The following is a 23,682-nucleotide window of genomic DNA, read 5'->3' as shown; positions in this document are numbered from 1 at the left end:
GATTCACCTACCTTTATTTCACAATAATCGTGGTCGCCATTACCTGATGACCTGCGCCACAGTATTCGTTACAAAGGATCAAATACTCGCCTGGCTCGTCAAAAGTGTGTGTCGCCGAGCTGATGTGTCCAGGCAGAACCATGAAGTTAATGTTGGTCTCTGGAATCTGGAATCCGTGAATAACGTCTGGACTCGTGACGTGGAAGTTCACCGTTGCGCCAACTGGTATTTCCATCTTGGTCGGAGCGAAGCCGAACGCAAATGCTGTCATGTAAGCGTCGTATTCATTGTCTCCTACCTGTTTCAAGCCTGGTTTATCAAAAGGAGGCGTCTCCGTAACCTTCTCTGGATCAATCATTTCCATATTACTTGGCGGAGCCATCCCCATGGCAAACGCATTGACGCACAACAATACAATAAATAAGGCCAAACCGCCTGCGCCAAGCATCAACCAGATTTTTTCATATCGATGCAAATGCATAAGTACCCTCCTTTACTTCCTTATTACGCCCTATCCAGGAAAAGCCCGAATACACCCAACCAACCGACTAGAATAATACCTCCGACGATCAGAACCGCAACAAACGTTCCCTTCAAGTCTTCCTGGTTCGTTTGCAGCTTGCTGGATTTTGATTTCTTGCCTTTCTCCGCCTTATCCACTTGCGTCTCCATCGCGCTCTTCTCCTTTCCTAACGTGCCTCATGGGCGCGGTGTAGTTTTCACGCCTTCATTCTACCGCTGGAACCCCTTGGAAGTAATTCGGGGAAATCCCCTAAAATGTTCCGGGAAACCCCTGATTTCGACCGTTTTATGACCGTTTTCGGACACAGGATCGACACAAAAAAGACGACCCCGTATTGGGATCGTCCTTGGACCTTATTGTAGCAATCGTTGTTACCCTGACCAAAAAAATGACCGCTCTTGAGCTAGCTGGCCTGAGCGGTCATCCCCGTTTTAAATTCTGCTGAGCCGATCCCCCTTACAGGGTACCGTCTACTGTACGATAGATCAGAGTGTTCCAGCACTCTAGTCTATTTATTTTAGCCTTACATTCTTAGTTTTATCATAACGTATGGTTTTGCTGTTGACTATATACAACAGATTGTACGCTACTCAAAATCCAGCCAGCCCTTCTTAATCGCATATCGCACCAAATCAGGCCGCGTACGCAGATGGAGCTTTTCCATAATATGCGCTTTATGCGATTCTACCGTCTTGACGGAAACAGTGAGCTGCTCGGCAATTTCCTTATTGCTGAAGCCCTTTGCAATCAAGACCAGTACTTCTTTTTCCCGATCAGTCAGGATGTCGTACTTGGCCTGCTCCTCACCGTTCTTGACCATTTGCAGAAATTCCTCGATCAGAGATTTCGTCGCAGATGGATACAAATAGGCCATGCCCTGATTGACCGAACGAATCGCCGTGATCAAATCAAGGTCAGGGGCGCTTTTTAAAATATAGCCGGCAGCACCGGCTTGCAGTACCCGAAACAAGTATTCCTCGTCATCATGCATCGTAAGCACGAGCACCTGGATGTCTGGTGCCGTTTCCTTCAGTCTGGCAGTTGCTGTCAAGCCGTTTTCCCCAGGCGGCATGCTCAAATCCATCAAGACAACGTTGGGCCGGACTTCCCATGCTTTTTCACATGCCTCTTTTCCGTCAGCTGCATAGCCGACGACTTCCATGTCCTCCTGGGCGTTGATCAGCATCCCCAGCCCAGAGCGTACTATCGCATGATCATCAGCGATCAAGACGCGAATGGTCATCCTCTACCCCCTCCTTCGGCACCGGAATTCGGACGATCACCGTCGTTCCTTCCTCGGGTGCGGAGCGAATATCAACGGTACCACCAAGCAACTGGGCACGCTCCTTCATGCCAAACACACCGAGACCTTTGCCGATGTTCAATGTTTTCTCTACTTCAAACCCTACGCCGTCATCTACAATCGTGACGACAATTTCCTTCTCCCTATTCTCGAACATGATTCCCAGATGGCTCGCCTTTGCGTATTTTGCCGTATTGGTCATGGCTTCCTGCACAATCCGGTACAGCGCTGTTTCCATCGCAGCAGAGTATCTGCGTTTCTCCCCCTGAACATGCAGCTCCACCTGGATATGAAACGTCTTTTCCACCCGTTTCATCAACGAACGTAATGCAGGCAGTAAACCGAGATCATCCAGTGCGGATGGGCGCAGCTCCAGCGCCATGCGCTTCACTTCCTCCATCGCCTTGGAAGTCATATTCACCAATTCCGTGACATGCTGCATAACCGGCTCGCTCAATTCTCGTTGTCTAACTACGTTTAGTCCCACTAAAATACTATAAAGCGCCTGCCCTACGCCATCATGCAGCTCCCGGGCGATGCGCTTTCGTTCTTCTTCTTGTGCTTGGATCGCAAAATTCGTCAGCTTGTACTGGTAGCGCTCTTTTTCCACTCGCTGTTGCGCAGACATATCACGCAAAATCATGACCAGCTTCCCCTGCGATTCATCCTCTAGTCTCGCAGAGCTGGCTGCGACAGGGTAATCCACACCTGATTTCGTTCGGAGCCTCATCTCGAATGAAGGCATTTGCACGCGCTTAAAAAAGCAATCCGTGCAGCTCGTTTCTTCCATACACGTTGCCATTCCGAGACACAGCTCGCAAATATGTTTATCCCGAATCAGCTCTTCTTCTGTCCAGCCCGTCATCTGCTCCAACGCAGCATTGGCCTTTACGATTCGTCCCTCATTATCAATTACCAGGATCGCATCGCTAGCGTTGGCAAAGATGGACTGCATCAGGGAAAGCACTTCACTCGACGTACCCATGCGTTCCTCCTTTTGAGACAATCGTTCTAACGTTATTGTAAAGTTTCCATAAAAGAAAGTGTATCAGGGAATTCCCTTATCATCATTCGAATTGAAAAGAGCTTTTGATATGCCGATCTAGCCATAAACGCAAAAAAGGGACAGCAAATGCCATCCCGTTCTTTCTCTTACTCTACTACGATTTTTTCAGCAGTGCCGATAGGCGGCAGGCTTTTGGTCATCATTGGGCCGTAGAAGGCTACTACTTGCATATCCTTTTTCAGCTCAGTTGGCGAGAGTACTTTGTTGTCTCGCGCATTGATGATCACTGTTTTCTCCGTAATGTTCAGGTTGATTTTTTCTTGGGAGGTTTCGGTAATACCGCGACCCTCTACAAGCATTTTGTAGTTGCCATCTTTGTCAGCAGAGATGCTCGCTACTTTACCCGCAGTTCCCAGGACGTCCTGAGTCTCCAGTCCGCCTTTTACCGTGATGCTGAGCGCACTCGTTTGTGGCGGCAAGCTCATCGCCATGAATTTTTCGGTTGTAGCATCAACGGCCATACCCAGCTTCAAGTCTTCTGGCTTCAGCACTTTACCAGCTTCATCTGTAATTTTCGTGTCTTCCGTCAGGTGCAGGATGATGCCAGACTCATAGATGTTCAGTGTAACCGAGTAGCCTTTATCGGATTTGTTGATGCTTGTAATGGTACCTGTACGCATAGGAGCGATTTCGTCCTCAACTACTGTCACTGTATCATCAGTTACATTTACTTCTGCTTGCAGGATTTCGTCAACGAATGCGACTGGCACATAGGTGCTGCCATTCAGTACGCGAGGCTCTGCTCCCAGCGTTTTGTACATTTTTGCGAAAGGATAACGATCCTCTCCTTCTTTTGCGTAGCTGGTGATCGCGCCTCGTTGCACTTCTGCTGCTTTTTCCTTGTCGTTCCAGCTTACTTTGAAACCGAGGGCTTCAGCAACAGGACGAAGTGGAACCAGAACGGTTTGTTGACCTTTATCGAAGATCGCATCTTGTGCGATTGCTTGACCGTTAATATTAACAGAAAGTTCTTTTACTGGTTCGGAGGTTGCAGATACCACGCTAGTTCCCAAAACGGCCAGTGCCGCGATTGTCATCATACCTGTACGGATTGTTTTCATGTTGTTTACGCCTCCAATGTTCTTGCTTGTTTTTGTGTGTCTCTATTCATTGGACGGCACCCTTTCAGAAACGTTTCAAATAAATTTTCATAGATGTGTAAATCGTTCGCGTATAAGCGAAAAACATCACGGCTGGCTTGGGATTTGGTCGTTTCGTGGCATCGGCACATCGGGCTTGCCTGACGGGTTGTCGTACAAATAAGTCGGTACCTTTCCGACGATCAGGGCTTCGGAGACCGGGATTTGTGTGGTGACCGTCTGTTGCTTGGTAGCAAACGGGATAATGACCCGCAAATCGACTTCGACGTGAATGTAGACAGTCACCAGCACCATATTGATTCCAGCTTGCTTTAGGCCTGTTTCCAGCTTCGTTTTGACGGCTCCAATCGGAACGAACGACACCGGAATTTCAGGCCCAAAGTGCTCCAGAAAGACGTTTTTGGTAGCCAAGCCTAGCGGTATCGTTGTCTGGACGTGCTCCTGCTCGAATTCCTTCAAACGATTTTGAATACGGGCTGTCGTTTCCCCCACAATCCGGGAGTACTCTTTGAAATTAAAATTCACCGCTTTGATGCTGCCATTCTCGTCTTTCTCCATGATGACGACTTCGTTGACATCGAGGCCCTGTTGGGACATACGTTTGGTGACTGCATCGGTAATGGCGAGCTTGGCGACCTGCTCTGCCTTGGCCTGGGCAATCAGCATCAACGTCGGCTCTACCCTGCGTTCCACAATGATAAACAAAGTGATCAATACCACAATAATCAGTAGGAGCCCAGCGAAAATTCTCCTTCTACGCCTTTTCCATCCTCCCCTTCTCAAGCGCACGATGGCTCCCTCTCCCCTTTGGCGGCTCGATTAGTCAGGACGAACCGTACGCATAGCTGCGCGTTTCTCATTGCTTGTGCGCTGTCTGCCGCTGGTAAGCACCCCACCAATTCCCGCGACAAACGTAGGAACTCCCGCCGCGACCAAAATTAATGCCCAATCGCGCAGATTCAGATCCGTTGTTTTGAAGATCGGCTGGAGTGTCTCCATGTATACGACACCGATCACGAGCACAATCGACGAAAGCACGGCCCAGACGAGGTATTTATTTTCAAATACATTGCGGTGAAAAACACTATATTGACTCCGGCAATCGAAAACGTGTATCAGCTGCGCCATAACCAACGTGACAAAAGCAACAGTCTGGGCATGTACCAAGTCATTCGGATTCTCTTTGAGCGTCAGCCAAAACGCGAGCAATGTCATGGTCCCGATGAGGAAGCCACGGCTAATAATTTTCCAGCCCAACCCCCGGCTGAATATGTTCTCTGCCTTGTTGCGCGGCTTCTGATACATCGTATCTTTCTCCGCCTGATCGACACCCAGCGCCATGGCCGGTAAGCCATCCGTCACGAGATTGACCCACAGAATCTGGATCGGCACCAAAGGCAAAGGAAGCCCGAGGAGCATCGCAAAAAACATGACGAGAATCTCCCCTACGTTGGATGCCAGCAAATAACGGATGAATTTTCGAATGTTGTCATAGATGTTACGCCCTTCCTCCACGGCGGCGACAATCGTGGCGAAGTTATCGTCGCGCAGCACGAGATCGGCCGCTTCCTTCGTCACATCTGTACCGGTAATCCCCATCGCGATCCCAATGTCTGAAGTTTTGATCGCAGGAGCATCATTGACACCGTCTCCGGTCATGGCAACAACATGTCCTTTGCTTTGCAGGGCACGGACGATCCGCAGCTTGTGCTCAGGAGACACACGGGCATAGACTGTGACGCGCTCCGCATACTCGGCGAGCTGCTCATCTGACATGCCATCCAGCTCCCGCCCCTCCAACACTTCTCCGTAGCCACGCATCAAACCAATCTGCCGGGCGATTGCTTCTGCTGTCACCTTGTGGTCGCCTGTAATCATGACCGTCTTAATTCCTGCTTGATGGCACAGATTGATTGCTGGACGCACCTCTTCACGCGGTGGATCGATCATCCCAGCCAATCCGACAAAGACGAGATTGTTTTCCATGGAGCCGATTAGTTGTCCCGGGCGATAGCCTTGCAGTGTCTTATACGCGAATCCCAGTACGCGCAGCGCTTTCCCTGCCATCCGTTCCGTTTGCTCCAGTACTTGGTGGCGAAGCGTCGCGGAGAGTGGAATGAGCTCTCCCTTCCACAAAATGTGTGTCGATCTCGCCAGCAATGCCTCCGCCGCGCCTTTCGTCAGCAGGGAATACACGCCGTCCGTCCCCTTTTCGACGACCGACATCATTTTGCGGTCAGAATCAAAGGGAAGCTCCTCCACACGCTGTCCCTGATTCTTCTGGTTGCTACGCTCTGCATTGCCGCCCAATGCCTTCGCGGCAAGCACCTTGAGAGCACCTTCTGTCGGGTCGCCTACCACTTGCCAAAAGCGTGACGACTTGCCCATCCCGAGCAGATTGCGCGTGCTCTGCTCCTCGCATGTCAAACGGGCGTTATTGCATCGATCTGCGATTCGGATCATTTGTGAGAGCGCTCCGTCACGGGCAGGAGATACCATTTTCCCTAGATAGTGAAAGGCCCCCTCTGGTGCGTAGCCGCTGCCGCTCACCTCATACGTGGAATCGCTGTGCCACACTTGGGTAACGGTCATTTTATTTTGAGTCAGGGTCCCTGTTTTATCGGAACAAATGACAGAGGCGCAGCCCAATGTCTCGACCGATGGGAGCTTGCGTACGATCGCATTGCGGCGGATCATCCGCTGGACGCCAAGCGCTAGCGCGACAGTCACAATCGCTGGCAAGCCTTCCGGAATCGCCGCTACTGCGAGACTCACCCCGGCGAGGAACATCGTAAACAGCTCATGACCGTGCCAGACACCAGCAGCGATGACCACAATCGTCAACAACAGTGCGACGACTACGAGAATTTTGCCCATTTGCTCCAAGCGCAGTTGCAAAGGGGTTTCTGCTTCTTCCGCTGTATTCATTAAGTGCGCAATTTTCCCGATTTCCGTGCTCATCCCTGTCGCTACGACGATTCCACTCCCTGTTCCTCCGGTGACCATCGTGCCCATGAACGCGAGATTTTTTTGGTCGCCAAGCGGTACAGTAGATGCCTGGGCTGTCTCCAGTCTTTTCACGTTTTTTCCGACGGGGACAGACTCCCCTGTCAACGCTGACTCCTCTACCTCTAGCCGATTGGCCGAAAGCAACCGCAAATCTGCGGGAACACGGTCCCCTGCCTCCAATTGCACCAGATCACCAGGTACCAGCCGCGAAGCCGGTATCATGGAAATGTTCCCGGCCCGGATGACGCGCGCCATCGGGGATGCCAACTCCTTTAGCGCTTGCAAGGATCGCTCAGCCTTGGCCTCCTGAATAAAACCGAGGATGCCGTTAATGAGGATGATCGCAATAATCGCAATCGCATCCAAGTACTCTCCGAGGAAGTACGAGATCAGTGTTGCGATGAACAGGATGAGCACCATAAAGTCCTTGAACTGATCAACAAAGACCGAGTAGAGAGGCTTTCGCTTTTGTTCAGCCAACTGGTTGGCACCTTGTTTAGCCAGTCGCCGCTCCGCCTCCTGCTGAGTCAGCCCTTGCGCAGCATCACTATGAAGGGCTTCGGTCACGTCGGCCGCCGCCAGCGTGTACCATTTTCGAATTGGCTGTGTATCCACCTACATCTCCTCCATCCACTTCTCACTCATTTTTATGTGTATGCAGACGAGCTAGAAAATAAAACAACCCGTCCATTTATCTGGACGGGTCTGTGATTCGTTTGTCGGTTATTTCAAGCTTTTGGCTACACCAATGCAAATCAACAAAATCGGCGGCAGCCAGGTGAGTCGCGTCAACCAGCTAGATTTTCCTGCGCGCCTGCCGAGGGCAATTCCTACCGCAAGAAGCAAGGCACTCATCACCGCGATACAGAGAGCGACAAGCAGTGGCGAGTATCCCAAAAACGTAAGGCTGATGCCTGCGCCGAAAGCATCCAATGACAGAGCAAGCCCCAGCATGACGGCCTCCCAGCCCATAATATGCCCAGAACGGTCAGCGTCGGCTTTGGACGGATCTTTTAAAATCTGAATCATGACGCCAAAAATGCGGAACTGCGACAATAATACGATGGGCTCCTGCTCTTCCTGTTTTTCTGCGGCTACAATAGCGTTACTCGCAGCGGTAGACTCCTGAGCCTCTGTCCCCGACCGTGTCGCAATGAGCCGCCACAGAGTAAACAACCCCATGAGAATCAAGACCGCGGCACCAATATACTTGCCGATCTCGGGGGTTAACCATTCGGTGAGGGATGAGCCTACGAGCATGACACCATATACAACAGCAAACGAACAACCGGAAACAACGACGAGCGACAAAAAGGGCATTCTCATGTTCCGTAAACCATACGTCAATCCTACACTGACACTGTCCATGCTGATGGCCAGGGAAACGAGCAGGAGTGCGAGCCATCCGCTCATATGTGGTCACCTCTTTCCCATTGCCTATTAGGTATACGCGAAAAGCTCCGCTGGTGTGCCAACAAATCATGGCCATCTCGGAGGGATACCCGCTGAATCCACAGTCTGCCATGATCATCAACCCTGTTCCCAACGGTCGTCTGGCTCGGCTTGGCACCGATTCTCTTGGGCTTCTTCCTGTCGTTGCGGTTTACATTCTTATTGTGAAGGGCAATATCCTGTGATGAAAAAGAAGAGGCCACTGTCGGCCTCTTCCTTCTTTGAACTATTTGATTTCAAAAGGCACTTCCCAATTCACGTCGTGCTCCACCATATAGGAAGCATAGGATACCGTGAGCTTTTTCGGTTCTTGCTTCAAGCGTGGGATGGTGATCGTGCCTTTGATCTGTACACGTCCGTCCTTGTCTCTGGTGCTTTCTGTATTCACTGACGCATAGTAAGTCTTCCCGTTTTCATCCTTTACAGACCAATAGTGGTTCTCGAGTACGTCTTTTCCTAATGTACCGTCCACTGTAATCACAGCTTCACCTAGATCTTCGCCTTTACCAGGCTCCCATGCAAAAGAAGAGAATGTAAAGGTACTGCCTGTCTCATCCTTGAAAGTCGCCGCTTTCTTGTTTAGCTCTGCTGGAACCAGATCGAATTTAGGTGAAGCCAGTTTTTTCTCATAAATTTTCTTGAGCTCAAGCTTTAATTTTTGTTCTCCCTGTATCGGACCAAACGTATGCCACCAATTCAAGACATCGCCCTCTGCTTTTTCTTCGGGTTCTTCTTCTGTTCTTGGCGTCCATAGAACATTCATCTTGTTATCAAGCCCATCATCCAATGATTTCATATCCCAAGCTGCCACCACTTCCCCTTTTTCATTGGTGATTTCGTACATCATATTCTCTCCCGAAAAAGCAGGTTCGCGCTCTTTTTCTGTGATAATGGCGCCTCGCGGATTTTTCCGATCGTACAGGATCGACGTTCGTTCAACCTCCAAATAAGCTGATTTTGGGAAAGTGGTATCCAGCTTGACCCGTGTCGCACTCGGGGAAAATTCGATATTTTTCAGCTCAATCCCGAGCCCTTGTGGCGATTGAAAAGCTGTATCCTGGAAGGCAACCGCTTTCGTCGCTTCCTTGGCTTTTTTCATATCAATCGGAATTTCCAATGACCATTTTCCTGTCTTACCTGCGATTTCTGTCTGTTCTAAATGTAAGGTCAGTTGGTCGGGAATAGCCTCATGTGATTCAAAGATTTCGTTCAAAAATCGTTCTGTGATGAAAAACTCTCCATGACTTCCCGAATTATCTCCTTCATCATCCTCGAACCAATTCTTCCCGTTCTGGTCCATCAGTTTCGCATCCAAAATATGGTTTTCTATCTTCTTGCCGCTCTGGTCGTATACATCATAGATGACTGCGATCCTCATCGAGTCAGCCAACAGCTCTTTTAACTCGACAGTAATTCCTTGATCGGTTGCCTTTTGCTCCAGCTTTTGAACAAGACCTTTATGGACGGCGTTTTTCATGCCATTGTCTGCGTCTTTTTCAATCTGGAACAAGCTATTCACATAATTCGCAAACGTCGGTGATACAACGGTTCCTGTTACCACCAACGCCGTAAATCCTGCTACTACCAGTCCTGTCTTCTTCACAATATCCCAGCCCCTTTGTCTTCTGGTTTGGGAGGAGTGCATTCGCTTAGAACGTGGAGGAACTGCATCAGACAGCTTATCCATGACCTCGTCTGTAAATGCATCGGGTACAGGAGCCTCCGGAATGTCGGAAAAACCCTCTTCCTGCATGCCTTCTACCCACTCTTGCAGGTGCTTCTGGCATTGTGGACAATTTTCCACATGTTGCTCCAATCCTTTGCTCTCGGCAGGGGCCAGCTCATCGTTTACGTATAGCTTCCATTGATTAAACATGAAGCATTTCATAAATAGCTCCCCCTCCCATCGTTTTCGTCAGGCTGTCCTTCATCTTTTTGCGGGCGCGGAATAAACGCATCTGAACGGAGCTCTCCGAGTGGGACAGTATCTCACTGATTTCCCGATACGACAGTCGCTGTAGGTAAAACAGGACGAATACCTCGCGATACTCTTCATCCAGCAGCATGATGCTCCGTTCCAGCTCGGCGTCCCGTTCCTTTTTCAACAAAGTTGTCTCAGGTGTGTCTGGGTCAATCAACTGCTCCTCATCGATTTCTACCAGCTCTGTCCGTTTGCGTTTTCTCATTTCATCCAAGCAATGATTGCGCGCAATTCGATACAGCCATGAGGAAAACCTGTACTCAGGCCGATAGTCGTGCAAACGATAAAAGGTTTTGATAAACACGTCTTGAGCCAAATCCTGTGCGTCTGGCATGTTGCCGATCATCCTGTACAAATAGCCAACGATCTTGCCCTTGTATCTGTCGACAATTTGTCTGTACTGCTCATGATCGCCAGCCAGGATTTGCTCGATTAGTTCCTGATCGTCCGGCATTTTGCTACTCCTCCATCTATTACAGATCAAGCCAGCGGGGAATGCTGCGCAGCTTCCGTTTTGGTTGAATCATAAGCTAATACGGAGAGATTGGAAAATCCTTTCTCTTTTTATAAAAAAATCATTTTTTCATCCCCGGAACAAAAAAGAAGAGGCCTGTGTCTACCTCTTCCTTTACCTTCAAACTATTTGATTTCAATCGGTACTTCCCACTTCACATTGCGATGCTCGACCGTATAATCAGCATAGGATACGGTGAGCTTTTTCGGCTCCTGCTCCATGCCTGGAATCTCCAATTTGCCTTTGAAGTTTACGTGTCCGTCCTTGTCCCTGATGCTCTCTGTCTCCCTCAGATAGGAATGATAAACCTTCCCATTCTCATCTTTGGCAAACCAAAAACCGGTTCTGACCACGTTTTTACCTAACGTACCCTCTACGGTGATCACCGCCTGAGCTTTTGGTTTTTTCTCGCCATTAGCCGGCTCTAGCGCGAAGGAAGAAAACGAAAAGGTATTACCGACTTCATCCTTTACGGTCTCTTTCTGCTTAACCAGTTCGGCTGGAACAAGCTCCATTTGGGGGTAGGCCAGCTTCCTTTCATATATCTTTTTAAGCTGAAACGTTAACTTTTGTTCCCCCTGAATCGGAGCGAAAGTTTGCCACCACTTCATTTTGTCCCCTTCCGGTTCGGCTACTGTTCCGGATACATGGAGAACATTCTTCCGATTTCTAATGCCTTTATCCAAATCCATATCCCAAGCTGCAACCACTTCTCCCTGCTCATTGGTGATTTCATACGCAATATCGTTCCCACTTAGAGAATCCGCCAAAAACTCCGGCTTGATTCCAATTGTCTTGCCTTGCTCCTGGTTCTTCTTATAGGTCTCTACTTGTTGATTCCTCGCCTCTTCGGCTGCTGTCGTGTACGTGGTCTCCATCAGTGCTCGGGTTGCGCTCGGAGAAAACTCGATTTTTTTCAACTCCATTACGAGTCCCTGTGGTGATTCATACTTAGCATCATGGAAGTTCGCTATTTTGGTCGCTTCCTTTACTTTCTTCATATCAATCGGGAATTCCAGTTCCCACTTTCCTTCTTTCCCTGCAATTTCTGTCTGCTCTATTTTAAGAACCAGCTGATCAGGAGTAGTATCAGAGGACTCGAAAATATCGTTTAAGGCCAACTTGGCGATAAAATAATTCCCATGTTTAGCCATAATGATTCCATCATTTTCACTGATCAAATCTTTCCCAGTCGGATCAATCAATTGAGAATCCAAGAAGTGTTCATCTAGATCAATTTGCTTGCCATTCTGGTCGTACATATCATAGATGACCGCGATCCGCATCGAGTCAACCATCAACTCTTTTGCTTCAAAGGTAATACCTTGGTCCGTTATCTTTTGATTCAGCTTTTGGGCAAAGCCTTTATGGACGGCGTTTTTCATACCCGCATCCTTTTCAATTTGGAACAAGCTATTCACATAATTAGCAAACGTCGGTGATACAACCGTTCCTGTCACTACCAACGCCGTAAGTCCTGCTACTACCAATCCTGTCTTTTTCACAATATCCCATCCCCTTTGTCTTCTGGTTCGGGAGGAGTGCTTCCGTGCCGTACGTGCGGGAACCGCTTCGAACAGTTTACTCATGACCTCGTCCGTAAACGTATCGGGTACAGGAACTTCCGGATAGGCGGAAAATTCCTCTTCCAGCATGTGATCTACCCACTCTTGCAGCTTTCTTTGGCATTGTGGGCATTGTTCTGCGTGCTGCTCTAATCCTTTGCTTTCGGAAGGGGAGAGCTCGCCATTTTCATAGAGCTTCCATTGATTAAACATGAAGCATGTCATAAACATCTCCCCCTCCCATCGTTTTCGTCAGGCTTTTTTTCATCTCTTTACGAGCACGGAACAAGCGCATTTGAACCGCACTCTCCGTAAGAGACAATCGCTCGCTGATTTCTCGATACGACAGACGCTGCAAGTAGTGCAGGACGAACACCTCACGATACTCCTGATCCAGCAGCATGATACTTCGTTCCAGTTGGGCGTCCCGTTCCTTTTTTAACAGGGCGGTTTCTGGCGTCTCTGGATCAACGATCTGATCCTCCACGATTGCCGTCCGCTCCGTTCTTTTGCGTCTTCGTATTTCATCGAGACAATGATTGCTCGCGATTCGATACAGCCATGAAGAAAACTTGTGCTCAGGCCGATAGTCTTTCAATAGGTAAAAGGTTTTGGTAAACACGTCTTGAGCCAAATCCTGTGCGTCCGGCATGTTACCGATCATTTTGTACAAGTAAGTAACGATCTTGCCCTTGTACCTGTCGATAATCTGACTGTACAACTGATGATTGCCAGCAAGGATTTGCTCGATCAATTCCCGATCGTCCGGCATTTCTACTACTCCTCCATCTATAACCGATCAGCCTTTGGGGAATGCTGCGCAGCTTCCGTTTTGGTTGATTCAACACTAATACGAATTTGCTGGAAAATCCTTTCTCCTTATTTTTAAAAATAATATTTTCCTGTCAAAAGAGTTGGGGTTTGAGTCAACATAGGGGAGGAGAAGAAAAAGCACAGTTCTCTTCGACTCTGACACGCCAGCGTGGGGGATTGACTGTCCGTCTCCACTTTAAAAAGAGGACCGTCGAGCCAAAGCCACCCTACGGGCGGACGTTTCTCGGGGAAGAAGTGTTCGACAAGCGTGGTCCTCTTTTTAAAGTTCCGACTGGGTAGGCGTTGTCAAGGTCTGCGAGCCCTGTGCTTTTTCTTCTCACCAGCTTTCTTTGCTCATCGGTACCTTCTAGAACTTAGGAAGATCAAAAAAAGAGCTCGACAGCCTGAACTGAAATCAGGACTGCCGAGCTCACTTGCTATCAAATCTATTCTTTTTCGCATGGGAGGGCTTTAAGCACGTGCAGATAGTGCCCGGGCGAGCAATTCTACTAGCCTCCGCGCATACTCGCCAGTGGTATCTCTTGCCCCTGAGAATTCCGTCACTTCCATACTGGTCACGCGCGAATCTCGTAAAACTGTTGCGAGCAATGCCTCCGCTTCGGACAGCGACAATCCAATCTCACTTGGAGAATAGGCGGCTGCCATCGCGTCTTTGTGCATAATATCTACGTCGAAATGAACGAGGATTTTGGCATCAGGTGGGATCGATTGGAGCGTATGAGAAACTCGGTCCACGATGCTGCCTTCTGTGAGCTGGGCCAAGGTCATGATGTCAACGCCGAAAGTTTCTCCAGGCATCTGCTGGCAGCCGACAAGGCGGATTCGCTCGGCATCCCAGCCGCTTGGTTCGACCCATTGTCCACGATCCTGAAGCAAAAACCATAATCCCATCCCTGCTGCTCCAATACAGCGGGAAGCTGATGGAACTACTGCATCGAGATGACCGTCAAGCACGAGCAGATACGCTTTTTCCTGATACCGAGCCTGATGAGCCTGTGCCGTTGCAACGACCAAGCTGCAATCGCCGCCGAGCATCAAGACAAAGTCATCCGTATCGAGCCACTCTTGCGCGTCCTTTTGCAGCAAATCCCAAAACATACGCGGAGCCGGCCAATTACGAACTGGTGGAATATTATGGCGAGGCAAATCGTCGGGAAGATGTAGATTTCCTATATCCTGCACTTCCAAGCTATGCTGCTGCAACTGCTCGATCAATCCTGCTGTACGAATCGCGTCCGGGGCTAATTCTGTACCAGAGACATATGCACCTGTGAAATGCGGGATACCAGCTACTTTTACTTTTATAAACAGTCCCTCCCAAGGAATTCATGGTATGAATGTCCCTAAAAGTATATCACAGCTTCGTTTGCAATAATTGGATAAGATCACTGACGGAAGGCCGCAACCAACGATCTGGCAAGGATGCTTTTTCTCCGCGCAGTAGTTGGCAAGCAAGCGCATTCGGATGGACATCCGCACTTAAAAAATATACTTGGTGCATAGGCTGCGGGAGAGCGTCCATGACTTCCACGTATTTGTTGACATACACCTGTAACGCATCCCGATAGGCTGGAGTTGTTAGTGCCGCGCCACACCACACATCAATTCCGGTCAACGCCTTGGCATGAGCTGCATCCAAGCTTTTTGCGAGCGAGCAGATAACGAACAGCAGCTTCTCTGGCGCCAGATTGAACCGCTTCTGATACTGCTTGGCAAAACGGGCAAGTGTCGCATTCCAGGACGGCGTATCGTAGCTGCCTAGATCAGGGATGCATTTGAGTGCCCCGACTAACTGTTCCTCCCTCTTTATAAACAAGAGACCGTCGATCACTTGAAACGAAAGCCCGGTCAACTGCCCGGACAAAAACTCACCCACCCGCTCATGCATGACGCGAGAGATTCGCTGTGAGGATTTACGCTTTAGCTTTTGCCGTATGCGCACCTCTTCTTCCTCCAGGTAGACCCGGATCAGCCTGGAAAACAAATCTGCCTCCGTAGTTGGCTCTAGTATCAGGCACTCCAAACGGCTATAGGCGTATGCCACGCTTTGGTCCCATTGCCCTTCTTTTTCTGTGCCCATCATTACCCTCCCTCACATCATATCGGGTGCGTGATCAGCCACGACCAACACATCCATGTGTCGGACCTCCCGCAGTAATCGCTGGATGACCGAACCCTCGAGAATTTCCTTCCAGCGGGTACGCGCGGACTGCCCGATGACGACCTGCGTCGTTCCTTTTTCGTTCATATGCCAAACCAGCTTGGTGAAAACCTTGCGTCGGGAAGGGGCTTCGTATCGTTCGAAACGACCTCCGAGCCGCTCTGTTAGTGCCTTCAGCTTCGCTAGCTGCATCTCTTCCTCTTCTGTCAGCAACGAATGATCCTGCACGTAAGCTACATGCCAGGACGCCTTCAGCCGATAGGCAATTCGGAACCCTCGTCGAATCAATCGTTCACTGTCTGCACGCAAATTCACACAGACAAAAATGACTTCCTGCTGCCGCCAAGGCCCACGAAGCGTTCGTCGCTCCCACGCCTCCAAGCGTTCGTCGACGTCGTCCGCCACTTCACGCAAGGCCAGTTCCCGTAACGCGATCAAATTCCCTGTTTTGAAAAAGTTGGTCAGCGACTGCTCCACCTTTTCCATCGCGTAAATATTGCCCTCCCGCATCCGCTGACGCAGTGCTTTGGGTGAAATATCAATCAGCTCTACCTCATCTGCCTGATGCAGAATATGGTCCGGCACCGTCTCTCTCACGCGGATTCCCGTGATTTGCTCGACGCTGTCGTTTAAGCTCTCGAGGTGCTGTATATTCATCGTGGATATGACGGAAATACCCGCAGCCAAAATCTTCTCGACATCGTGGTAGCGCTTCTCATAGGCGCTTCCCGGCACGTTCGTATGTGCCAGCTCATCCACCAGTACGACCTCTGGATTTCGCCGGATAATTTCGTCCGTGTCCATTTCTTCCAGCGTCACATTTTTATAGGGAATGCGCTTTCGCGGAATGAGAGGAAGTCCCCCTACCTGCTCAATGGTTTCCTTTCGTCCATGCGTTTCCAAAAGCCCAATCACCACATCGATGCCATTTTCGACGAGCTCGTTGCCTTCACGGAGCATCGTGTACGTCTTGCCGACGCCAGGTGCTGCTCCTACATATACTTTTAGCGTCCCGCGCTTGATTTTACCGATTTCCTGCTGCATCTCCTCATCGGAGAGTCGTCGGTACGGATTGGCCGTTATCGCCCGTTCTCGCTTGGTCGGCATGACACGCTCACCGTCCCGCTCGGAACGATCTGCCACGATCAAGATATCAATATTTTTCGTTTGCCGAAGAATCTTATGGACGATGGAGCCATACCATATCTCTTCCCAGCGCGTACGCTTGGATTGCCCCATGACGATTCGGGTCACATTATTCTCCATCGCATAGGCGACGAGCTCGTTTGCTACGTCCTTTTCACGTGCAAGCATCTGCTCTTCAAAGGTACCTCCGACTTTGTCCACGAGCTTTCCAATGGATCTTTTAAAAGTCGCCTCTTCCTTCGTCAGCTTCTTGGACAAAGGGAGAAAACAGACGACCAAGAGCTCTCCGCCGAGCCGCTTGGCAACCTGTTGTCCACGTCGAACCAATATCGAGCCGTTCCAATGATACTGGGCAGAAACCAGCACCTTCTCTGTGGCTCCTGAAGCCCCTACCATGCCGTGCTTCTCCCGATAATCCTCCAAATCCTCGTTTACGCCCGTAGCTACGAACCGAAGAGCGAGTTCCCGCAGCACATGCAGATTGTCTCTGCGAAACAACGGATGCTTGGTTCGAGTCTGGTTGCGATCGTCTTCTTGGAGCCGTTTCAGAATGGCTTCTGGCGTGACGTCGAGCAGCTTCACCTCGTCGGCCATGGCAAGCGTATCCTCAGGGACACACTGGTCGATCCGTACTTCTGCCTTCGTCAGTCGCTCCGCCATCTCTTTCATCCCGGCCAATTCGTAAATGTTTACCGTCGCAATCACACTTATATTGTGGTTCAACAAGTACTGAACATCGTCCAAGCTGGTTGGTCGCGGGGCATCTGGACGATTGCGATGAGCCAAACCGTCTACGAGCACAACTTCCGGGTCTCGCTCGATAATGGCTGCGACGTCCAGATCATGTCTTGCTTCCCCGAGGGAATACCAGATGATTGGCTGGATTTGCTCCAAGCCCTCCCGCTTTTGTGCCAGCTTGGGATGAGTGGCCTCACCTGAGCCAGCTACAACCACATCAATCCCTTTTTTCTTTAGCGTCTGCCCTTCCATTAGCAGGTGATAGGTTTTACCTGAACCACTGACTGCCCCCAGAATGATTTTCAGCCTTCCCCGGTGCATTCTGGAGATGGACTGCAAGATTTCCTCCGGGGACTTTCGCCGATATTGCTCTACCATCTCGCAGCCCTCCCTCCATTACTTTAATTCGTCCAGAGCCGAATTCAGCTTCAATACATTGACACGCGGTTCTCCGAATACCCCCAAGCTTCTTCCCTCTGTATTCGCTTCAATCAAAGCCTGTAGCTGTACCGGTTCGAGATTGCGCGCCTTGGCTACACGCTCGACTTGTATCTGGGCAGCCTTTGGTGAGATGTGCGGGTCCAAACCAGAAGCGGAGTTCGTCAGCAAATCAGCCGGGATGTCTTCCTGCTTCACGCCAGGATTCGCTGCCAGAAATGCGGCAATATCCTTTTGCGTACGTTCGATCAGGGCCGGGTTGGATGGCGCGTAGTTGTTCGAGCCAGAGCCTGCCGCATTGTTATCAATAGAAGAAATGCGTCCCCAGAAGTACTTCGGATCGGTGAAAGTCTGCCCAATCAGCTCGGAGCCAACCACCTTGCCGCTTGCATCCGTGATCAGACTGCCGCTTGCTTGTGCAGGCATGACAACCTGTGCAACCCCTGTCATCGCCAGCGGGTAGGCAATGCCGCAAATCAGCAGCAAAACGAGGCTGAGACGCAAATTTTTCCATATCATATCGGTTCACCTGAGCTTTCTTTTTTCATTTTAACTAAACTAAATTTAACCCCACCAAAATCAAGTCAATCAGCTTGATGCCCACGAACGGAACGATAATTCCTCCCAAGCCATAGATCACCAGGTTGCGGCTAAGCAGCTTTGTCGCGCTCATCGGTGTGTATTTCACACCTTTCATCGCTAGCGGAATCAGGATCGGAATGATGATCGCATTGAAGATCAACGCAGACAAAATCGCACTTTGCGGTGTTGCCAGACCCATGATGTTGAGCGCACTCATTTGTGGGATCGCCAGCATGAACATCGCAGGAATGATTGCGAAGTATTTCGCTACGTCATTGGCGATACTGAACGTCGTCAATGCACCGCGTGTCATCAAAAGCTGCTTGCCAATCGCTACGACCTCGATGATTTTGGTCGGGTCAGAATCCAGATCGACCATGTTGGCTGCTTCCTTCGCCGCTACCGTACCCGTATTCATCGCCAAACCGACATCGGCTTGTGCGAGAGCTGGCGCGTCATTCGTACCGTCACCTGTCATGGCGACCAGCTTGCCTGCCGCTTGTTCTTTGCGGATCAACGCAATCTTGTCTTCCGGCTTGGCTTCGGCTACGAAATCGTCCACACCAGCTTCGCGGGCAATCGTCGCTGCTGTCAGCGGGTTATCCCCCGTGCACATGACCGTACGAATTCCCATGCGGCGCAGCTCTTCAAAGCGTTCGCGCATCCCTGGCTTTACGGTATCTTTCAAGTAAATCAAACCGAGAATTGTATTGCCTTCTGCTACAGCCAATGGCGTGCCGCCCGCCGTTGCAATCCGGTTTGCTTTTTCATCCAGATCAGCAGGGATGTTGCCCCCTTGCTCTGCCACGTATTTTTTGATGGCGTCGACGGCCCCTTTGCGGATGAGGACGCCGCTTGCCAGATTCGTCCCGCTCATTCTCGTTTCAGCACGGAACTCTACGCCCTCGGAACCCGGCAATTCAAGTTCAGCAGGTGCCAGACCTTGTTTTTTCGCCAACTCTACAACAGATCGTCCTTCCGGTGTTTCGTCATGGACCGAGCTTTGTGCAGCTACTCGGTTCAATTCCGTACTTTTGCTGTTGCCTACGGTGACAAACTCGGCAGCCATCCGGTTACCATGTGTGATCGTTCCCGTTTTATCCAAAATAATGGTGTTGATGTCACCGGATGCCTCAACGGCTTTACCAGACATGGCGATGACGTTAAACTGTGTGACCCGGTCCATACCCGCAATCCCAATCGCTGACAAGAGTCCCCCAATCGTGGTCGGAATCAAGCAAACGAGCAAAGCAATCAGTGTCGCAACCGGAATGGCTGCATTTACATAGTTTGCGATTGGCTGCAAGGTCGTGCAGACGATCAGGAATATCAACGTCAAGCTGACCAACAGCGTATTTAACGCGATTTCATTCGGGGTCTTCTGTCTTTTCGCACCTTCCACCAACGAAATCATGCGATCCAAAAACGATTCGCCGGGATCAGTCGTCACACGGACGCGGATACGGTCACTGACGACACGTGTACCTCCCGTGACAGAGCTGAAATCGCCACCTGCTTCTTTAATGACCGGAGCAGATTCACCCGTAATCGCTGATTCGTCCACAGAGGCGACACCCTCGACGATTTCCCCGTCGGATGGAATCAGCTCGCCTGCTTCCACTATGACCAGATCGCCTTTTCGCAGTTCGGTGGAACTGACGACTTGAATGCGACCATCTTTCCCCACTTTTTTTGCTTGCGTGTCCTGCTTCGTTTTTTTCAAGCTCTCTGCCTGTGCTTTGCCGCGCCCTTCTGCCAAGGCTTCTGCGAAGTTGGCGAACAAAATTGTCACGAACAGGATAAAGCTGACGACACCGTTGTAAAACGGGTCCGAAGCTCCCCCAAACAAATTGGGCACAAACGTCAGGAGAAGCGTTATGAAGAACCCGATCTCTACCACGAACATGACTGGATTTTTCATCATCACACGCGGGTCCAGTTTTTTGAAAGACTCGACAAAGGCCCGTTGGTACAAATCTTTAGGAAGCGCAACCGTGCGCGTTCTACTCATGGAAAATTACTCCTTTGCCTCTAGTATTCATTTTCAAATCGATGTTCAAAAAGTCGGCTTTTGAACGTCCTCTTATCATCGGATTGTGAGCCACTCTGCGATTGGGCCGAGCGCAAGCACAGGCAGGAATGTCAGTGCGCCTACGATCACCACAGTCGCAATCAGAATCACCGTGAATACACTATTGTCTGTGCGCAGCGTACCCATCGTTTCCGGTACTGGTGTTTTTGCGAGCAAGGAACCTGCTACCGCCAGCATCGTAATAATTGAGACGTATCGACCGAACAGCATGACGAGTCCGGTAGAAATGTTCCAGAATGGTGTGTTGTCCGCCAATCCTTCAAAACCGGAACCGTTGTTTGCCGCCGAAGAAGTGTACTCATACAGCACTTGTGAAATGCCGTGGAAGCCTGGGTTCGATACTGCGGACGAGCCCATTTCTGTCGCCAATGCAATGGCGGTTGGCGCCAAAATAATCAGGGGATGAACGAGAATCGCGATGGCGATCAGCTTCATCTCTTTTCCTTCGATCTTGCGGCCGAGGAATTCAGGCGTACGCCCCACCATCAAGCCCGCCAAGAATACAGCCAAAATCGCATACATCAAAATGTTAATCGTTCCGACACCATCTCCGCCGAATACGCAGTTGAGCATCATTTCACCGAGCGGAACCAAGCCGCCTAGTGGTGTCAATGTATCGTGCATGTTGTTCACGGTTCCTGTCGTTGCCGCTGTTGTCACGGCAGTGAACAAGGCGCTTTGCGCGATACCAAAACGGACTTCTTTTCCTTCCATGCTGCCCATTTGTTGTGACAGGCCAGCTCGTTCCAGCGCCGGGTTGCCGTTTACCTCATTGGCATACGCCGTGATCAGGAACGCCAGGAACATCACGAACATCGCTCCAAAAATGACCCACCCTTGCTTGCGGCTCTTCGCCAAGAAGCCAAATGCGAACGGCAGTGCCGCTGGAATCAAGAACATCGACAAAATTTCGATCACGTTTGTTAACGGTGTCGGGTTTTCAAACGGATGCGAAGAGTTTACCCCGAAAAATCCGCCTCCGTTTGTCCCCAAATGCTTGATCGAAACGAGTGAAGCAACCGGACCGCGAGCGATTTGCTGCTCCGTTCCGCTAATGGTTGTCGCTGTTGCCGTCGGCTCCATCGTCTGCGGCACGCCTTGGGACACCAAAAGCAATGTCACAACAATCGCCAGTGGAATCAACACACGTGTATGAGCACGCACCAGATCTACGTAGTAGTTACCGATGCTACGCTGCCCTGTCAGCCCTCGCATGAAGGCCATCACGACCGCGATCCCTGTCGCTGGCGTCGTAAACATCAGGTAAATAATGACCAGCATCTGCGATAGATACGACAATCCGCTCTCCCCGCTGTAATGCTGAAGATTCGTATTCGTCAAAAAGCTGACCGCCGTGTTAAAGGAAAGCAACGGCTCCATCGCCGCGATTCCACTCGGGTTTCCAGGCAGCATCCCTTGCAAACGAAGCAAGAGATACGCAATCGCTACCATCGAAATGTTACTGACCAGAACAGCCATTGCGTACTGCTTCCAGGTCATATCTGCTACGCGAATGCCAGACAGCTTGTATATCGCTTTTTCCACCCCGCCAAAAACACGGTCCAATCGGGTCGTCTCCAGCGAAAAGGAGCGTGCCAAATATTTTCCCATCGGTATGGCGAGTACGAAAAGCACCACCAAAACCAACGCTATTTGTATAAAGTCCACGACAGTTCCTCCTACTCCCTCTAAAAAATGGTTCCAAATAAACGAATGATTCGGGTAACCCCTAGTATTTTTCCGGGTAAATCAATGCGTGACACAGGTACATCGCAAGCCCTGCCACAATCAAAAGCAACCAGATCATTTCTCTTTCCCTCCCTGTTCTCTTACCACGGCGTCACAAAACTTGATGAGTACAAAAAATACTCCGAATGAAAGCGCCAAGAGCAGTATGGAAACCACGTCCATGCCATGTCCCTCCTTTTTTGTCGTATGTACTATTCCGTGAAGTCTGGCCGACTCGTCTCTCTCGCTTCCCCTGTACGAGTTTTCTTTTTTGAAGAAAACCTGCCATTTGGGAAAAAAATAGACCAATGCTTACGATTTCCCCGAAAGATCGCCATATTTGACCGAGCTGAAGAGGAACAGACGAACGAAGTCGCCCGCTTCCCGCGGCAAATAAAACGATTTTTTGTATCGGAGAAAAAGTACTCATTGGTCTACCTAACGCCCAGCCGACTTGAAGTTGCCTTCTTTGCGTTTTGTCTCCCGTTTCCTTTTTCAAAAAAACAGCTATTTACTTGTAAGTAAAAACGGTCAATGGCCGTTTTTGAGCAAAACGAAAAGACCTGCATTACGTTTCGAGTTAACCTTTGTCGTCCTAAACGGATAACAAAAAGGCCTCCTCAAATAGGCGGTCTTTAGACCTCCCTCGCTTTAGCCGACGAAGTTAGCTGACGGGTAGGATGGCGAAAGAGTGTCTCATCCCTCCCACGATTCATACGTGGGATTAACCCCTACTGATTGGGTCCTCCGTTCCCGAGTGCCTCGGGATTTGGCCATATTTGCAATTGTTGGTTACGAGTCTCATTATACGTCCGGCATAATCGGATGTTAATGTCCTATTTCTGTCTTTTTCACACGATTTCTGCATTCTTTATCCGTGTAAGCGATTTAAACCTATCAGGCCTCATCCGATCATGATATTTCATCGATTCTCTTGCGTTTTCACATTATCAGCCTATTTGTTTGACAGCCTCTAAACGGCTGAGTAATATTAGGCACAATGATAAATTATGGGAGGTATGGCGTTTGGCCATCTCTAACAAAAAAAAGCTGGAAGCAGAAATCAGCGAAGCATTCATAAAATTTCAACGCGATCTGATTGGACGAGGTCCGCAGGAAGCGAAGACCTACATCGTCGGTGATATGGTCATCGTCAGGTTCAAAGGTGTTCTCACCGTCGAAGAAAAGCATCTGTCCAGTCATGATAAAGGTCGCCGCATCGTCAAAGAAATGCGCGAGGTTCTCCGTGAAATGTACAGCGAAGAATCGGAAGAAATCGTAGAAAAGCTGACAAGCTGCAAGGTACTATCGAGTCATAGCGACATCAGCACGAAAATGGGCGAACGGATCGAGGTTTATGTATTGGACAAGGACCTCGAAAAAATGTTGGGCTAATTTTACGAAAACAAGGCTCCGCCTTCATTTGCAGGCGGAGCCTTTTCTATTCCTC

General features: G+C 49.9%; 20 protein-coding genes, 1 pseudogene and 1 riboswitch. Of the genes and pseudogenes, 2 read left to right on the top strand and 19 right to left on the bottom strand.

Features of this window, described 5'->3' with window-relative positions; genetic code table 11:
- Positions 1–13: 13 nt before the first annotated feature.
- From HP568_RS12485 to ytaF, 8 genes are all read right to left on the bottom strand, one after another.
- On the bottom strand, positions 14–481 hold the full coding sequence (locus HP568_RS12485; RefSeq protein WP_007726119.1) for a cytochrome c oxidase subunit II: 468 nt from the start codon (positions 479–481) through the stop codon (positions 14–16).
- A gap of 23 nt (positions 482–504) precedes the next feature.
- Positions 505–672 (bottom strand): hypothetical protein, encoded by a 168-nt coding sequence (locus HP568_RS12480; RefSeq protein WP_017247199.1) that lies wholly within the window; start codon positions 670–672, stop codon positions 505–507.
- A 437-nt stretch (positions 673–1,109) separates the two neighbouring features.
- A complete protein-coding gene (locus HP568_RS12475; RefSeq protein ID WP_007726116.1) occupies positions 1,110–1,766 on the bottom strand; it encodes a response regulator transcription factor in 657 nt (218 codons plus the stop codon).
- Positions 1,741–2,811 carry a PAS domain-containing sensor histidine kinase gene (locus HP568_RS12470; RefSeq protein ID WP_048036136.1) on the bottom strand — a complete coding sequence of 357 codons (1,071 nt, stop codon included), beginning with the start codon at positions 2,809–2,811 and terminating at the stop codon, positions 1,741–1,743. The genes HP568_RS12475 and HP568_RS12470 overlap by 26 nt, the downstream gene beginning before the upstream one ends.
- A gap of 167 nt (positions 2,812–2,978) precedes the next feature.
- On the bottom strand, positions 2,979–3,953 hold the full coding sequence (locus tag HP568_RS12465) for a copper amine oxidase N-terminal domain-containing protein (protein ID WP_048036135.1): 975 nt from the start codon (positions 3,951–3,953) through the stop codon (positions 2,979–2,981).
- Between the two features lie 126 nt (positions 3,954–4,079).
- Positions 4,080–4,781: a sporulation protein YunB gene (yunB, locus tag HP568_RS12460; protein ID WP_173629237.1), complete on the bottom strand. Its 702-nt coding sequence runs from the start codon at positions 4,779–4,781 to the stop codon at positions 4,080–4,082.
- 30 nt (positions 4,782–4,811) lie between these two features.
- Entirely contained in the window at positions 4,812–7,616 is a 2,805-nt protein-coding gene (locus HP568_RS12455) for a calcium-translocating P-type ATPase, SERCA-type (protein WP_173629236.1), read from the bottom strand.
- Positions 7,617–7,724: 108 nt separating this feature from the next.
- Positions 7,725–8,414, bottom strand: a complete 690-nt coding sequence (ytaF, locus tag HP568_RS12450) for a sporulation membrane protein YtaF (RefSeq protein ID WP_173629235.1) — start codon at positions 8,412–8,414, stop codon at positions 7,725–7,727.
- An 80-nt stretch (positions 8,415–8,494) separates the two neighbouring features.
- Here ytaF and HP568_RS12445 point away from each other — a divergent pair.
- Positions 8,495–8,591 (top strand): annotated as a pseudogene (locus tag HP568_RS12445) (HXXEE domain-containing protein); the annotation flags it as partial.
- An 88-nt stretch (positions 8,592–8,679) separates the two neighbouring features.
- Here the strand turns inward: HP568_RS12445 and HP568_RS12440 are convergent.
- From HP568_RS12440 to kdpF, 11 genes are all read right to left on the bottom strand, one after another.
- The gene (locus tag HP568_RS12440) at positions 8,680–10,329 is read right to left on the bottom strand and encodes a DUF4179 domain-containing protein (protein ID WP_254551181.1); all 1,650 of its coding nucleotides are present in this window, start codon (positions 10,327–10,329) and stop codon (positions 8,680–8,682) included.
- Entirely contained in the window at positions 10,322–10,888 is a 567-nt protein-coding gene (locus tag HP568_RS12435) for an RNA polymerase sigma factor (protein ID WP_173629233.1), read from the bottom strand. Before HP568_RS12435 ends, HP568_RS12440 begins: the two co-directional genes overlap by 8 nt.
- A gap of 185 nt (positions 10,889–11,073) precedes the next feature.
- A complete protein-coding gene (locus HP568_RS12430) occupies positions 11,074–12,726 on the bottom strand; it encodes a DUF4179 domain-containing protein (RefSeq protein WP_254551179.1) in 1,653 nt (550 codons plus the stop codon).
- The gene (locus tag HP568_RS12425; RefSeq protein WP_173629231.1) at positions 12,719–13,285 is read right to left on the bottom strand and encodes an RNA polymerase sigma factor; all 567 of its coding nucleotides are present in this window, start codon (positions 13,283–13,285) and stop codon (positions 12,719–12,721) included. The genes HP568_RS12430 and HP568_RS12425 overlap by 8 nt, the downstream gene beginning before the upstream one ends.
- 512 nt (positions 13,286–13,797) lie before the next feature.
- Positions 13,798–14,652, bottom strand: a complete 855-nt coding sequence (locus HP568_RS12420) for an arginase family protein (protein ID WP_173629290.1) — start codon at positions 14,650–14,652, stop codon at positions 13,798–13,800.
- A gap of 49 nt (positions 14,653–14,701) precedes the next feature.
- Positions 14,702–15,427, bottom strand: a complete 726-nt coding sequence (locus HP568_RS12415) for a hypothetical protein (protein ID WP_173629230.1) — start codon at positions 15,425–15,427, stop codon at positions 14,702–14,704.
- A gap of 12 nt (positions 15,428–15,439) precedes the next feature.
- Positions 15,440–17,770 carry a universal stress protein gene (locus HP568_RS12410; protein ID WP_173629229.1) on the bottom strand — a complete coding sequence of 777 codons (2,331 nt, stop codon included), beginning with the start codon at positions 17,768–17,770 and terminating at the stop codon, positions 15,440–15,442.
- An 18-nt stretch (positions 17,771–17,788) separates the two neighbouring features.
- Positions 17,789–18,349, bottom strand: a complete 561-nt coding sequence (kdpC, locus tag HP568_RS12405; protein WP_173629228.1) for a potassium-transporting ATPase subunit KdpC — start codon at positions 18,347–18,349, stop codon at positions 17,789–17,791.
- 34 nt (positions 18,350–18,383) lie between these two features.
- On the bottom strand, positions 18,384–20,423 hold the full coding sequence (gene kdpB, locus HP568_RS12400; RefSeq protein WP_048036122.1) for a potassium-transporting ATPase subunit KdpB: 2,040 nt from the start codon (positions 20,421–20,423) through the stop codon (positions 18,384–18,386).
- A gap of 75 nt (positions 20,424–20,498) precedes the next feature.
- Positions 20,499–22,172 (bottom strand): potassium-transporting ATPase subunit KdpA, encoded by a 1,674-nt coding sequence (gene kdpA, locus HP568_RS12395; protein WP_048036121.1) that lies wholly within the window; start codon positions 22,170–22,172, stop codon positions 20,499–20,501.
- Between the two features lie 61 nt (positions 22,173–22,233).
- The gene (gene kdpF / locus HP568_RS30285; protein ID WP_111914364.1) at positions 22,234–22,311 is read right to left on the bottom strand and encodes a K(+)-transporting ATPase subunit F; all 78 of its coding nucleotides are present in this window, start codon (positions 22,309–22,311) and stop codon (positions 22,234–22,236) included.
- 559 nt (positions 22,312–22,870) lie between these two features.
- Positions 22,871–23,017: riboswitch (cyclic di-AMP (ydaO/yuaA leader) on the bottom strand.
- A gap of 241 nt (positions 23,018–23,258) precedes the next feature.
- On the opposite strand from kdpF, the gene HP568_RS12385 reads away from it, so the two are divergent.
- Complete coding sequence (locus tag HP568_RS12385) at positions 23,259–23,627, top strand: Na-translocating system protein MpsC family protein (RefSeq protein WP_048036120.1); 369 nt, start codon at positions 23,259–23,261, stop codon at positions 23,625–23,627.
- The last annotated feature ends 55 nt before the right edge of the window (positions 23,628–23,682 follow it).

Source organism: Brevibacillus sp. MS2.2 (assembly GCF_013284345.1).
Classification (GTDB): domain Bacteria; phylum Bacillota; class Bacilli; order Brevibacillales; family Brevibacillaceae; genus Brevibacillus; species Brevibacillus brevis_C.
Note: the sequence above shows the minus strand (reverse complement) of the source record. Positions and strands in the feature narration are given on the sequence as shown.

Excerpts from the sequence above, each read along its gene's own strand:
- HP568_RS12485 (WP_007726119.1), bottom strand. The coding sequence starts at position 481 with ATGCATTTGCATCGATATGAAAAAATCTGGTTGATGCTTGGCGCAGGC.
- HP568_RS12480 (WP_017247199.1), bottom strand. The coding sequence starts at position 672 with ATGGAGACGCAAGTGGATAAGGCGGAGAAAGGCAAGAAATCAAAATCC.
- HP568_RS12475 (WP_007726116.1), bottom strand. The coding sequence starts at position 1,766 with ATGACCATTCGCGTCTTGATCGCTGATGATCATGCGATAGTACGCTCT.
- HP568_RS12470 (WP_048036136.1), bottom strand. The coding sequence starts at position 2,811 with ATGGGTACGTCGAGTGAAGTGCTTTCCCTGATGCAGTCCATCTTTGCC.
- HP568_RS12465 (WP_048036135.1), bottom strand. The coding sequence starts at position 3,953 with ATGAAAACAATCCGTACAGGTATGATGACAATCGCGGCACTGGCCGTT.
- ytaF (WP_173629235.1), bottom strand. The coding sequence starts at position 8,414 with ATGAGCGGATGGCTCGCACTCCTGCTCGTTTCCCTGGCCATCAGCATG.
- HP568_RS12440 (WP_254551181.1), bottom strand. The coding sequence starts at position 10,329 with ATGTTTAATCAATGGAAGCTATACGTAAACGATGAGCTGGCCCCTGCC.
- HP568_RS12435 (WP_173629233.1), bottom strand. The coding sequence starts at position 10,888 with ATGCCGGACGATCAGGAACTAATCGAGCAAATCCTGGCTGGCGATCAT.
- HP568_RS12430 (WP_254551179.1), bottom strand. The coding sequence starts at position 12,726 with ATGTTTAATCAATGGAAGCTCTATGAAAATGGCGAGCTCTCCCCTTCC.
- HP568_RS12425 (WP_173629231.1), bottom strand. The coding sequence starts at position 13,285 with ATGCCGGACGATCGGGAATTGATCGAGCAAATCCTTGCTGGCAATCAT.
- HP568_RS12415 (WP_173629230.1), bottom strand. The coding sequence starts at position 15,427 with ATGGGCACAGAAAAAGAAGGGCAATGGGACCAAAGCGTGGCATACGCC.
- HP568_RS12410 (WP_173629229.1), bottom strand. The coding sequence starts at position 17,770 with ATGGTAGAGCAATATCGGCGAAAGTCCCCGGAGGAAATCTTGCAGTCC.
- kdpC (WP_173629228.1), bottom strand. The coding sequence starts at position 18,349 with ATGATATGGAAAAATTTGCGTCTCAGCCTCGTTTTGCTGCTGATTTGC.
- kdpB (WP_048036122.1), bottom strand. The coding sequence starts at position 20,423 with ATGAGTAGAACGCGCACGGTTGCGCTTCCTAAAGATTTGTACCAACGG.
- kdpF (WP_111914364.1), bottom strand. The coding sequence starts at position 22,311 with ATGATCTGGTTGCTTTTGATTGTGGCAGGGCTTGCGATGTACCTGTGT.